Origin of the sequence: Burkholderia cepacia ATCC 25416 (assembly GCF_001411495.1) — a bacterium.
In the GTDB taxonomy this organism is placed as follows: Bacteria; Pseudomonadota; Gammaproteobacteria; order Burkholderiales; family Burkholderiaceae; genus Burkholderia; species Burkholderia cepacia.
In genome coordinates, this window is sequence record NZ_CP012983.1 from 1 (window position 1) to 12,294 (window position 12,294).

12 protein-coding genes are annotated in these 12,294 nt (G+C 71.4%); 9 read left to right on the plus strand and 3 right to left on the minus strand.

Features of this window, described 5'->3' with window-relative positions:
• From APZ15_RS42380 to APZ15_RS32405, 3 genes are all read right to left on the minus strand, one after another.
• A partial coding sequence (locus APZ15_RS42380; protein WP_335338885.1) for a 3-dehydroquinate synthase II domain-containing protein occupies positions 1–312 on the minus strand: 312 nt, incomplete at its 3' end.
• Between the two features lie 394 nt (positions 313–706).
• A complete protein-coding gene (locus APZ15_RS32400; RefSeq protein WP_027792354.1) occupies positions 707–1,771 on the minus strand; it encodes a 3-dehydroquinate synthase II family protein in 1,065 nt (354 codons plus the stop codon).
• A 52-nt stretch (positions 1,772–1,823) separates the two neighbouring features.
• Entirely contained in the window at positions 1,824–2,624 is an 801-nt protein-coding gene (locus APZ15_RS32405) for a 2-amino-3,7-dideoxy-D-threo-hept-6-ulosonate synthase (RefSeq protein WP_021164281.1), read from the minus strand.
• 285 nt (positions 2,625–2,909) lie between these two features.
• Between APZ15_RS32405 and APZ15_RS32410 the strand changes: the two genes are divergently transcribed.
• From APZ15_RS32410 to APZ15_RS32450, 9 genes are all read left to right on the plus strand, one after another.
• A complete protein-coding gene (locus APZ15_RS32410; RefSeq protein ID WP_230942759.1) occupies positions 2,910–3,956 on the plus strand; it encodes an LLM class flavin-dependent oxidoreductase in 1,047 nt (348 codons plus the stop codon).
• Positions 3,957–3,996: 40 nt separating this feature from the next.
• Positions 3,997–5,223 carry an FAD-dependent monooxygenase gene (locus APZ15_RS32415; protein WP_027792353.1) on the plus strand — a complete coding sequence of 409 codons (1,227 nt, stop codon included), beginning with the start codon at positions 3,997–3,999 and terminating at the stop codon, positions 5,221–5,223.
• A 66-nt stretch (positions 5,224–5,289) separates the two neighbouring features.
• Complete coding sequence (locus APZ15_RS32420; protein WP_021164278.1) at positions 5,290–5,814, plus strand: flavin reductase family protein; 525 nt, start codon at positions 5,290–5,292, stop codon at positions 5,812–5,814.
• Between the two features lie 198 nt (positions 5,815–6,012).
• Positions 6,013–6,936: a LysR family transcriptional regulator gene (locus APZ15_RS32425; RefSeq protein ID WP_027792352.1), complete on the plus strand. Its 924-nt coding sequence runs from the start codon at positions 6,013–6,015 to the stop codon at positions 6,934–6,936.
• Positions 6,937–7,036: 100 nt separating this feature from the next.
• Entirely contained in the window at positions 7,037–9,139 is a 2,103-nt protein-coding gene (locus APZ15_RS32430) for an FUSC family protein (RefSeq protein WP_027792351.1), read from the plus strand.
• A complete protein-coding gene (locus tag APZ15_RS32435; protein ID WP_027792350.1) occupies positions 9,129–9,323 on the plus strand; it encodes a DUF1656 domain-containing protein in 195 nt (64 codons plus the stop codon). Before APZ15_RS32430 ends, APZ15_RS32435 begins: the two co-directional genes overlap by 11 nt.
• Before the next feature lie 24 nt (positions 9,324–9,347).
• Complete coding sequence (locus APZ15_RS32440) at positions 9,348–10,262, plus strand: HlyD family secretion protein (RefSeq protein WP_027792349.1); 915 nt, start codon at positions 9,348–9,350, stop codon at positions 10,260–10,262.
• 11 nt (positions 10,263–10,273) lie between these two features.
• Entirely contained in the window at positions 10,274–11,749 is a 1,476-nt protein-coding gene (locus APZ15_RS32445; protein WP_027792348.1) for an efflux transporter outer membrane subunit, read from the plus strand.
• 57 nt (positions 11,750–11,806) lie between these two features.
• A complete protein-coding gene (locus tag APZ15_RS32450) occupies positions 11,807–12,247 on the plus strand; it encodes a hypothetical protein (RefSeq protein ID WP_027792347.1) in 441 nt (146 codons plus the stop codon).
• Positions 12,248–12,294: the final 47 nt, after the last annotated feature.

Genomic DNA, 12,294 nt, shown 5'->3' on the forward strand with positions numbered 1-12,294 from the left:
GATGCCCTCGTCCTGCTCGAAGCGCGAGCAGGTGTCGACGCATACGCGCTCGCCCGGCCCCAGGTGCGTGAGCCCGACGATCTCGATTTCCTCGAGCTGCAGATCCTCGACCGTGTCGCTGCAGATCGACACGAGCTGCGTGGCCTGCCCGACCTGCGTCGGCGTGAGCAGCACGCCTTCGGGGCCGCGCTGCAGCACGTTCAGCGTCACTTCGGCATCCTCCAGGTCGGCGACGACGGTGATCAGCTCGCCCGCCGCGCGATCGGCGGCCGCCAGCAGGATCTCGAGCGGGATCTTGCTCGGGTCCTGCAGGAAATTCGACGAGCAGCCACGGCGTGGACACCGACAGCTCGCACGCGCGCGTGAGCGTCGCCTCGCCCGTCACTTCGATGAACACGCCGAGCTCGACGCCGTCCGGCACCGCGAAATCGACCGGCAGTCCGTCCTTCACGAGGACGATCTGCACCTGCTCGAGCAGCGCGGCATCGGCCGGATGCCGATCGACGACTGCGACCTTGCACGGCGCTCGGCGGCAGCCGCCGGCCTGCTCCGCATCCTTCACGACGAATGCGGACACGCCGACATGCAGCGCTTCCTCGGTGATCTCGTCCGCGAGCTCGCCGATGTTGCGCAGGTCAATCCAGGAAAGCTTCTTCAAGGCCAATCTCCTTCGAAGGGGATAAAGCAGGTGAATGACAGGGTGAAACTAGCGACTGACGGCAACGGCCGAACGCGACGCGGCGGCCCGCATCCGGCAATCCACCCAGCCGGCACCCGGCTCGTAGCCGGCCAGCCGGACGCCGGGCGCGACATCGGCGAGCCCGACGGCCGTGCCGCCGTCGGTCCGGAACCGCACCGCGCGGTCGCCGCGCAGCACGACACGCGTGCTCGTGCCGGATGCGCTGCGCGTGTGCAACGCGACGAGCGGCGCGGATTCGATCCGCACGCGGCCGACCACGATCGCGCGCGTGTCGCCCGCCGCGCCGACCGTCAGGATCCGCTCGCCCGAACGCAGCAGCGAAAGCTGGCGCGCGCGGTCGCCGCCGCAGAACACGAACGATTCGGCCGAGCCCGCGTCGATGCCGAACACGAGCGGCCGGCCCGGCGGGTGCGCGGCGCCGGCCGCGACGACGAGCAGCATGCTGGTCGCGCTCGCGCCGGCCAGCACGCACTCTTCGCCGTCGAGCTGCGAACAGCCGTCGATCACCGCATGCAGCCCGACGCCGAGCGGCTCGACGCGCTGCACCTCGAATGCCTTCAGCTTCAGCGGCTCGCGCGAGCGCAGCTCGCCGCACGCGGCCAGCACGCCGCGCAACGCGGCCGCATCGCGCGGTGCGAACGCGATGTCGACCGGCGACTGCGCATGCTTGCGCGCGAGGTAAGCCGCGCCGTGCGGATCGGCGAGCGACACGACGATGCGGCACGCGGCGTCGCGGACACCCTCGAGCAGGCGCTCGAGCGGCATCGTGGTCGCGAGCGCGTAGTCGAGCAGGACGAGCGCGTGCCGCGCGATCGCGGCGCGCGCGGCATCGAAATCGGCCGCGCCGTCGATCCTCACGTGAACGCCCGCGAGCGGCGCATGCGCATCGTCGACCAGCGTCGCGACGCCCGCCGTCGAAACGGTCAATAGCGCCGCCGCGCCGGCCGCGCACGTATCGCGACCGGCCTCGGCCACCACGACGCGGCGCGCGCCGGCCCTCGCCGCGTCGGCCGCGACGGCGCCTGCCTGCGCGCCGAGCGCGCGCAGGTCGATCCACGGATAGCGATGCATGGAAACCCTCGATGGTCGAAAAAGACCGGGTACGACGGCCCGGCGCAGCGAATCAGGCGGCCAGGTGCGCGGCGCGCCGCTCGACGCCGTGCACCGCGTCCGACAGGCGGCGGATCAGCGGGGCGGCCTTCGGCGCGGCGAACACGTTGCGGCCGGCCGCGATGCCGAGCGCGCCCGCGTTCATCACCCGCGACGTGAACGCGACGAACTCGTCTTCGGGCAGCTTCGCGCCGCCCGCGACCAGCACCGGCAGCGACGAACCGGCGATGATGTCGGCCATGCTCGCGGCGTCGCCGCTGTACGGCAGCTTGACGATGTCGGCGCCGAGATCCGCCGCGACGTTCGCCGCATGGGCGATCAGTTCGGCCTGCGGACGATCGCCGAGGCCGGGGCCGCGCGGATAGATCATCGCGAGCAGCGGCAGCGACCAGCGCGCGCATTCGGTCGCGATGCGGCTCAGGTCGAGCAGCTGCTGGGATTCCGTTTTCGAGCCGAGATTCACGTGCACGCTGACCGCGTCCGCGCCGCTCGCCAGCGCGTCCTCGACGCTCGCGAACAGCGTCTTCGCGTTCGCGTCCTCCGCGTAGCGCGTGCAACCGTTCAGGTGCACGACGAGCGCGAGATCGCTCAGCACGTCGGGCGCCAGGAAGCGCGCGCGGCCCCGATGCACGACGATCGCGTCGCCGCCGTGCGCGGCGATGTCGCCAACCAGTTGCCGCAACTGCTGCGGATGGGCGATCGGCCCGTCCGCGAGCGAATGATCGAGCGGCACCATCAGACACTTGCCCGACGCGGCACGCACCACCCGCCGCATCCTGAGCGCCTTGCCAGAAACCGATAGAAGAGCGTTCATCCGTGATTCCTCGCCAGAAATGGAAAGGCCGGCCCGTTCGACTTCAGCCTGCCCCCGGGGTGCCCGCTTGCGGGCGGAACTGGAGCGACAACCGAGCAACGCTTGCAGCAAATCTTGCGACGTGTAAGACTTGCATAGACCCAATCATCCTATGATTGGATCATCCTTGCAAGTGCCTTGCGAGCGATCCCGTTTCCCGACCGGGGGACGCATTCGTCGCGGCATCGCTTCCCCTTTGCAGACAACGGCAGCACATCAACCTGTGAGGTGTCTATGAAGTTCGGCGTGTCCTTCCTGCCCGATACCGGCCCGGCCGACCGCCCGGCGGCCGACTATTACGCCCAGGCGCTGAAGCTCAGCGCGCTGTCCGAGCGGCTCGGCTACACGTACGTAAAGATGACCGAGCACTACCTGAAGCCGTACGGCGGCTACAGCCCGTCGCCGCTGATGTTCCTCGCGGCCGTGGCCGCGCAGACGAAGTCGATCCGCCTGATGACGGGCGGCATCCAGGCGTCGTTCCATCATCCGATCCAGCTCGCGGCCGAAGCCGCGCAGCTCGACGCGATCTCGAACGGGCGGCTCGAGCTGGGCTTCGCGCGCGCCTTCCTGCCGTACGAATTCGATGCATTCGGCATCGATCTCGACTCGAGCAAGACGCGCTTCCAGCAGACGATCGACGCGACGGTGCGGCTTCTCGCCGAGGAATCGGCCAGCGAGGACACCCCGTTCTTCCGCTACCGCGACGCGCAATCGCTGCCGCGCCCGACGCAGCAGCCGCGCCCGCCGGTGTGGGTCGCGGCGCTGCTCACGCCGTCCAGCTTCGAGTGGATCGGCGAACGCGGCTTCAACCTGCTGATGGCCGCGCCGCCGCGCAAGGCCGCGCTCGCGAAGACACAGGAGATGGTGGCGCTCTATCGCGACACGTTCGAGCGCCATCACGGCCACACCGGCCGCAAGCCGCAGGTCGCGATCAGCATCCCGCTGATGATCGGCACGTCGGACGCGCATGCGCTGGCACTCGCGGAGCCGCGCCTGCGCCATCACTGGCGCAATTTCGCGGAAGCGGCGAAGTCGTGGGAGCAGGTGCAGTCGCCGGCCTACCAGGGCTACAACGAAGCGATGAAGAACAAGATGGGCGGCATGGACACGGCCGACCTCGACGCAACCGCCGTGCTCGGCACGCCCGACACCGTGCGCCAGCGCATTCGCGCGCTCGAGGCCGACCTCGGCCTCGACGCGATCCTGTGGCACATCGACTACGGCGCGCAGCCGTACGAACTGATGAGCAACAACCTGGAGGTGTTCGCCCGCGACGTGCTGCCGGGACTATGACGCCATGCCGATTCCTTCCGGATCCACCACGGGCTCGCCCATGACACCGTCCCTGTCACTCGACACGATCGTCGTCGGCGCCGGCATCGGCGGCCTCGCCGCCGCGCTCGCGCTGCGGCGCGCCGGCCATCGGGTCACCGTCCTCGAGCAGAGCCGGGCGTTTCGGGAAGTCGGCGCCGGGCTGCAGGTCGTGCCGAACGCGACGCGCGCGCTGCGTACGCTCGGCGTGCTCGACCGGCAGCGGCTGGCCGCCGTCGCCCCGATCGCGACGATCCGCCGCCGCTGGCAGGACGGCAGCCTGCTCGGTTCCTTCCCGCTCGGCGACGATGTCGAAGCCGAGTTCAACGCGCCGTACTGGAACGCGCATCGCGCCGACCTGCATGCCGCGCTGCTCGATGCCGTGCGCGACCCGTACACGGCCGGCCCGCCGGTCCCCGTCCTCGGCGGCATCGCGGTGCGCGGCCTCGACGCATACGGGCCGGACGGCGCGACGCTCGTCGATGCGGCGGGCACGCGCTGGCGCGCGGATCTCGTCGTCGCGGCCGACGGCATTCATTCGACGCTGCGCCACGCGCTGCTCGGCGACGACGCGCCGCACTACAGCGGCGACGACGCGTATCGCGCACTGATCGACGCCGATGCGATCGACCCGCGCTCGCCCGTGTTCGAGATCGTCCGGGAACCGCAGGTGACGATCTGGCTCGGGCCCGGCCGGCACGCGATCCATTACTGGGTGCGCGACCGCCGGCTGCTGAACCTCGTCGTGATCGTGCCGGGCGACGGCAGCACGCGCGAATCGTGGAGCAGCAAGGGCGACCGCGCGACGCTCGAGGCCGAGCTCGCCGGCTGGGATCCGCGCCTCGTCGGGCTGATCCGCTGCGCGTCGGACCTGAGCCGCTGGTCGCTGCACGACCGGCAGCCGCTCACGCGCTGGGTGTGGGACAGCGTGTGCCTGCTCGGCGACGCATGCCACCCGATGCTGCCGTACCAGTCGCAAGGCGCCGCGCAGGCGCTCGAGGACGCGGTCGTGCTCGGCCGGTGCGTGACCGGGCTCGCGTCGAAGGACGCGCTCGGCGCCGCGCTGGTCGAATACCAGCGCCTGCGGATCGACCGCAGCGCGCGGATCCAGCTTGCATCGGCCGGCAACGGCGGCGTGTTCCACCTGCCCGACGGCCCCGAACAGCAGGCGCGCGACGCCGAGCTCAAGTCGCGCCGCGCCGACTTCAAGTCCTATCACTGGACCTGGGCCGACGCGTACCAGCTTTGACGCCCGCCCCGGTGCCGCGCGGCGCGACCCGCGCGGCACCGGGGCTCCTCGCGACAGGACCGCATCATGACGAACACCGTGGACATTGCGCAGCAACTGAAACAGGCGATGCGCGGCGTGGCCGCCACCGTCACGATCGTGACGACCGGCGGCGACGGCGCCGCCGCCGCACCGTGCGCGCTGACCGCCAGCTCGTTCACGTCGGTCGCGCTCGATCCGCCGACCGTGCTGGTGTGCATCAACCGGCGCGCGAGCATTCACGCGTCGATCACCGGCCGCCGGCGCTTCTGCGTGAACGCGCTGCGAAGCTGCCACGTGCCGCTCGCGCTCGCGTGCAGCACGACGGGCTCCGACGCGCGTTTCGCGCACGACGCATGGCGTACCGACGCGGCAACAGGTCTGCCCTATCTCGAGAACGCGCAGACATCGTTCTTCTGCGACACGCTCGAACAGGTCGAGGTCGGCTCGCATTCGATTCTGGTCGGGCGGGTCACGCGCGTCGCGATGTCCGCCGACGTGAACCCGCTGATGTACGTGAACGGCGCGTTCGCCGCCGTCCGCTCGCTGCCGTCCGATGCCGGCGGCGGGTAACGGGCGCACGTGCCGTTGTTTCGAGCATTCGTTCGCGGGGTTCGCACCGGGCCCGTTTGCTCGAGGCAACACGCCCCCCACCGATGCGTGCGTCACGCGTGATGCCGCACGCAATCGTTGCGTGCGCTGCAGTCACGCTGCGCGCGCACATCACGCACTACCATTGCGCCGCATGCACGCGATGAAACGGAGAAGCCGATGGCACCCGACCTGAACCTGCTGATTTCGCTCGATGCGCTGCTCGAAGAGGGCAGCGTCGTCGGCGCCGCACGCCGCATGAACCTCAGCCCGCCCGCGATGAGCCGCACGCTCGCGCGCATCCGCGAAACGGTCGGCGACCCGATCTTCGTGCAGGCCGGCCGCAAGATGGTGCCGACGCCGCGTGCGCTCGAACTGCGCGGCGTCGTCCGCGAAACCGTGGAGCGCGCATCGCAGTTGCTCGCGCCGTCCGCGGAAATCGATCTCGGCACCCTCGACAAGCAGTTCAACGTGCGTGCGAACGACGTCTTCGTCGGCCTGCACAGCAGCCGGCTGCTCGAGGAGATGGCGCGCGGGATGCCGCGCGCGATGCTGCGCTTCATGCCCGAGGAAGACGACATCGACGACGACGCATTGCGCAGCGGCCGCATCGACCTCTTCATCAGCGCGTCGCGCCGCCTGGGGCCGGAGATTCGCGTGCAGCCGCTGTTCACGACGACCTTCGTCGGCCTCGCTCGCCACGACCACCCGATCTTCGACGACGACATCACGCCCGAGCGCTTCGCGCGCTGGCCGCATATCGGCGTCTCGCGGCGCGGCAAGTCGGCGGGGCCGATCGACGACGCGCTCGCCGCACGCGGGCTCGCGCGCCACGTGCTGCTCGTCGTGCCGACGCCGTATGCGGCGATCTTCGCGCTGCAGGCGTCGGACCTGATCCTGCCGCTGCCCGAGCATCTCGCGCGCGGCGCGGTGCGGGCCGGGCTCGGCGTGCGCACGTTCGAACTGCCGGTGCCGCTCGAAACCGTGCTGATCACGCAGGCGTGGCATCCGCGCTTCCAGAGCGACCCTGCGCACCAGTGGTTGCGGCGTGTCGTGCGCGGGCTGTGCACCGGCCAGCCGGCGCTGCGTGCGGCGCATGCATGACGGATGCGTTGCACGCACTCGTCGAGTGCAAAGACGTCACTGTTCGGCATGCATGGCGCGACCGTAGACTGGCTTCGTCCTTTCTCATGGAGCGACTGCAGTGCATGACGCAGCAGATCAGACGCGCGCCGTCGCGGCGCCGCCCCGCCGCCTGACTCGCGCGGCCGCGGCGCTGATCGCGCGCATCGACATCTTCACGCCGCGCGGCGCGTATGTCGCGCGCTCGGTCATCGCCGCCGCGCTCGCGCTCGGCGTCGCGTACCTGCTCGAACTGGAAACGCCGTATTCGGCCGCGTCGACGGTGCTGCTCGTGATCAATCCCGTCCAGGGCGCGGTGATCGGCAAGGGCGTGTGGCGCGTGGTCGGCACGATCGCGGGGATGGTCGTCGCGTTCGTGCTGATGGGCTGCTTCGCGCAGCAGCCGCTGCTGTTCATCCTCGGCTTCGCGTTCTGGCTCGGCGTCTGCGTCGCGGGCATGACGCTGCTGCGGCACTTCCGCGCGTCGGGCACCGTCGTGGCCGGCTACACGATCGGCCTGGCGACCTACGGCGCGATGCAACATCCCGAGCTGACCTTCGAACACGTGATCGGGCGCGGCTCGACGGTCGCGATCGGCGTGCTGTGCCTGAGCCTCGTGTCGATGCTGCTCGGCACGCGCGACGTGCACGCGAAACTCGACGCGCTGGTGACGCGCGTCACCGCCGACGTCGCGCGGGTCATCGCCGCGCAGCGCAACGGCCTCGCGGCGGCACCGGCCGACGACAAGCGGCACGCGCTGTTCGCCGGCATCTACGGCATCGACGATCTGCTCGCGCTCGGCAAGGCCGAATCGGAGGATCTCGCGCAACGCGCGGCCGCCGTGCGGCACGGGATGGCATCGCTGTTCGGCGCGCTCGCGGGCGGCATGCCGCCGCTGCCGGCCGACAGCCCCGGCGCGCGCGCGGTCGCATCGCTTCAGCCGCGTCTCGCGGCCGCGTGGCAGGCCGCCGCCGACGCATTGGGCGACGGCCCCGGCGGCGCGACGCACGCGCATGCGCTGCTCGGCGACGCGCGCGAACGCCTGCGCGACGCCCTCGACGGCATCGCGCTCGGCGATCCGCGCGACGATGCGGCGTTGCTGATCGCCGGCGAGCGGCTGATCGAACAGATCGACGACTACCGCGCGGCGCTCGACGGGCTCGTCGAATTGCAGCGCCCGCGCCCGGGCTACCGGCCCGCGCGGGTGCGCTTTCACCGCGACACGGGCGCGGCCCTGCGCAACGGCGTGCGCGCCGCGTGCGCGATCGTGATCTCGGGCGCATTCTGGCTCGCGACCGGCTGGAACCAGGGCGACATGATGCTGCTCGTCGTCGCGCCGTACTGCGCGCTGCTCGCGACCGCCGGCAACCCGGCCGCCGGCGCGCAGGCGTTCATCAAGGGCACGGTGCTCGCCGTGCCGGCCGCGTTCGTGTGCGCGTTCGGCATCCTGCCGCGCATCGAAGGCTTTCCGCTGCTCGTCGTCGCGCTCGCGCTGTTCTGGATGCCCGGCATCTACGCGACGAGCGTGCCGAAGACCGCGCTCGCGGGGCTCGCCTATCTCGTCGCGTTCAACACGCTGACCGGCGCGACCAATCCGTTCCGCCCCGACGTCGCGCTGTTCCTGAACCAGTCGGTCGCGTGGGTGCTCGCCACGTTCCTCACGCTGCTCACGTTCCGGTTGATCCTGCCGGGCAACCTGGCCACCGACGCCACGCGGCTGCGCCGCACGATCCGCGACGACACGCTCGCGCTCGTGGCCGGCCGGCGCGTCACGGCGGCGGGCTGGCAGCAGCGCCAGCAGCACCGCATCGCGCAGCTCGGCGCGCTGCTCGCCGGCCAGCCGGTCGCGATGACGCAGGCGAGCATCGAGGCGCTCGCGGCGCTGCACGTCGGCAAGGAGCTGCTGCGGATCCGCCGCGGCGCCGCGCGCGACGGCTTGCCCGACCCCGCGCGACGATGCGTGCGGGCGGGGCTCGCGGGCCTCGCGCGGCACGCGGCCGCCCCGCCGCGCGCGGCCCGGCATGCACGGCGCGCCGCGCACGCGCTGGCCGGCCTCGCCGCCGCGCAGCCGGGCACCACCGAACTGAAGTGGCTGATGGCCGCGTTCGCCGACGTCTACGTGCTGCTGCACACGTACGCCGCCTATTTCACCGCCGTTCCGGAGCGCGCCCGCGATGCTCAGTGAATTCCCGCTGGCCGGCATCTACCTGCCGCCCTTTTTCGTCTATGCGTGCGCGACCGTGCCGCTCTATCTGGCCGTGCGCGCGCTGCTCGCAAGGCTCGGCGTGCTGCGCCGCGTGTGGCATCCGGCGCTGTTCGAGTTCGCGATTTCGCTCGTGCTGGTCGCCACGCTGATCCTCTATTTCTAGCCTCCCGTCGGAACGTATCGCGTCATGTCGCTCAAACCCCTCACCCGCTCCCTGCTGACGCTCGCCACCGTGGCCGTGGCGATCGTGCTGGTCGCCGCGCTCTGGCATGCATACGTCCTCGCGCCGTGGACGCGCGACGCGCGTGTCAGCGCGCACGTCGTGCGGATCGCGCCCGAAGTGTCGGGCACCGTCGTCGAAGTCGCGGTGGTCGACAACCAGCGCGTCGCGAAAGGCGACGTGCTGTACCGGATCGATCCGCAGCGCTTCGCGCTGGCGGTGGAACAGGCCGAGGCGCAGGTCGCCGCGACCGCCGAGTCGATGCGCCAGAAGCGCGACGAAGCGCAGCGGCGCACCGGCCTCGACGATCTCGTGCCGCGGGAGGACATCCAGCGCTCGAGCCGCGCGGTGGCGATCGCGCAGGCCGAGCACCGCAAGGCGCTGGCCGCGCTCGACGTCGCGAAGCTCGACCTCGAACGCACGACGCTGCGCTCGCCGGTCGACGGTTACGTGACGCAGCTGCGCCTGCGTCACGGCGACTACGCGGTCGAAGGCAAGCCCGGCATCTCGGTGCTCGACGCGCACAGCTTCTGGATCACCGGCTATTTCGAGGAGACCAAGCTGCGCCGCGTCGCGACGGGTGCACCCGCGACGATCCGGCTGATGGGCTTCGATCCGCTGCTGAGCGGGCACGTGACGAGCATCGGCCGCGGCATCGCCGACGAAAACGGCACGCTCGACGAACTCGGCCTGCCGGCCGTCAACCCGACCTTCAGCTGGGTGCGGCTCGCGCAGCGCATTCCGGTGCGCATCGAGATCGACCGGGTGCCGGCCGGCGTGCTGCTGGCGGCCGGCATGACGTGCAGCGTCGAAGTCGGCGAACGCGGGCGCGAGCGCACGCCGCGCGGCCGGCTCGCGTCGTGGCTGCACGCGTGGATGTGACGGAGGCGACGATGCGATGCCCGTTCCCTCCGGTGCGCGCGACGTGCCGCGTGCGCGCCTTCGTCGCGGCCTGCGCGTGCGCGCTCGCCGCGTGCACGACGGTCGGCCCCGATTACGTGGCGCCGCAGCCCGCGCACCCGCCCGGCTGGAGCGCGCCGCGCGACACGGTGACGGCCGACCCCGCGCAGTTGCAGGACTGGTGGCGCGCGTTCGGCGATGCGCAGCTCGATGCGCTGGTCGAGCAGGCGATCGCGCACAACCAGGATCTCGCGATCGCGCGCCAGCGCTTGCTGCAGGCGCGCGCCGAACGCGACCAGATCGCGAGCCGACTCGGCCCGACCGTCACCGCGGGCGGGAACGCCGATGCGCTGCGCTCGTCGCGCGCGCTCGAATGGCCGCCCGGGATCGGCCAGTCGCGCACCTACCGGCTCGGCTTCGATGCGTCGTGGGAACTCGACCTGTTCGGCGGCACGCGACGCGCGGTCGAATCCGCCGATGCGCAGATCGACGCGCTCGACGACGATCGCCACGCGATCCTCGTGAGCCTGCTGGCCGAGCTTGCATCCGATTACGCGGAACTGCGCGCGACCCAGGAGCGGCTGCGGATCGCAACGGACAACGTCGCGAGCCTCGACGCCACGCGGCAGCTGACCGAGCGCTCGAACCGGCGCGGCCTCGGCACGTCGTTCGCGGTCGCGCAGGCGCGTGCCGAACTGCAGCTCGCGCAGGCGGCGGTGCCGCCGCTGCAACAGGACGTCGCGCGCCTCGCCCACGCGATCGGCGTGCTCGTCGGCGGTTTTCCGGAAACGCTGCGCGACTCGCTGAGCGCGCCCGGCGCGACCCTGCCGGTCGCGCCAGCGCTGCCCGTCACGCTGCCGTCGGACGTGATCCGCGAGCGCCCCGACATTCGCGCCGCCGAACGGCGGCTGGCCGCCGCGACCGCCCAGATCGGCGTCGCGCGCGCCGAGCAGTTTCCGCATTTCGCGATTCCGCTGAGCCTCGGCACGACGGCGAGCCTCGTGCAGGACCTGTTCTCGGGCGCGAGCGTCGCATGGTCGGTCGCGCTCGACGGCACGCAGACGCTGTACGACGGCGGCCGCGCGAAAGCCGGCGTCGACGCCGCGCGCGCGGCCGCCGAGGCGGCCCGGCTCGCCTACGAGCAGCGCATCCGCGGCGCGTTTCGCGATGTCGAGGACGCGCTGGTGGCGATCGGCGCCGCGCGCGACCAGCAAGCCATGCTCGCCGCGGCAGTCGACAGCAGCCAGGATGCGCAGTCGCGCGCGACGCGGCTGTATCGCAACGGCCTCGGCGAATACCTGTCGGTGCTCACGGCGCAGCGCGCGACGTACCGCGCCCGCGATGCGCTCGCGCTCAGCCGGCTCGCCCAGGTGCAGGGCGCGATCGCGCTCTACAAGTCGCTCGGCGTCGGCTGGCGCGCCGCGCCGCCGGTCGCGCAGGCCGCCGCGGCGCAAGCGAGCGCGCATTGAATGCCCACGCACGGCCACCCGACGCTTCGGCGTCGCTCATCCAACGGAGAACCCTCGATGTCCGCTCTCAATCCGAATGATTTCGCGTTACACGACATCCATCTCTTTCCGGTCTGCGTGTTTCGCCCCGAACACGCGACACCGGGCTACGCACCGCGCTGGGAAGGCGAGATCGACACGCTGATGCGCCACGGCGAACCGTTCGTGATCGTCTACGTCGAGCTCGACACCGACGAGAGCCACGACGACCGCAAGCATCGCGCGGTCTGGCTCAAGCAGAACAAGGTCGAGCTGGGCGCCGTCTGCAAGGCGCTCGTCAGCGTCGAACCCGATCCCGACCGGCGCGCGGAAGTGGCCGCGCAGGGCGAGGTCGCCGTCAAGGCATTCGGGATTCCGCATCACGCGGTGGCGTCGTTCGGGCAGGCCGTCTCGCTCGCCGCCCGGCTCACGCGGCAGCATTCGGGCAACGACGCGCTGCAAACCGGACAACAGGCATGACGGGGCCGGCACGCCGGGCCACGTCGAATCCGCCACCGACACGAGGG

Bases quoted from the DNA above. Each gene is read 5' to 3' on its own strand.
- APZ15_RS32415 (WP_027792353.1), top strand. From the start codon at position 3,997: ATGACACCGTCCCTGTCACTCGACACGATCGTCGTCGGCGCCGGCATC.
- APZ15_RS32440 (WP_027792349.1), top strand. From the start codon at position 9,348: ATGTCGCTCAAACCCCTCACCCGCTCCCTGCTGACGCTCGCCACCGTG.
- APZ15_RS32450 (WP_027792347.1), top strand. From the start codon at position 11,807: ATGTCCGCTCTCAATCCGAATGATTTCGCGTTACACGACATCCATCTC.
- APZ15_RS32445 (WP_027792348.1), top strand. From the start codon at position 10,274: ATGCGATGCCCGTTCCCTCCGGTGCGCGCGACGTGCCGCGTGCGCGCC.
- APZ15_RS32405 (WP_021164281.1), bottom strand. From the start codon at position 2,624: ATGAACGCTCTTCTATCGGTTTCTGGCAAGGCGCTCAGGATGCGGCGG.
- APZ15_RS32435 (WP_027792350.1), top strand. From the start codon at position 9,129: ATGCTCAGTGAATTCCCGCTGGCCGGCATCTACCTGCCGCCCTTTTTC.
- APZ15_RS32425 (WP_027792352.1), top strand. From the start codon at position 6,013: ATGGCACCCGACCTGAACCTGCTGATTTCGCTCGATGCGCTGCTCGAA.
- APZ15_RS32420 (WP_021164278.1), top strand. From the start codon at position 5,290: ATGACGAACACCGTGGACATTGCGCAGCAACTGAAACAGGCGATGCGC.
- APZ15_RS32400 (WP_027792354.1), bottom strand. From the start codon at position 1,771: ATGCATCGCTATCCGTGGATCGACCTGCGCGCGCTCGGCGCGCAGGCA.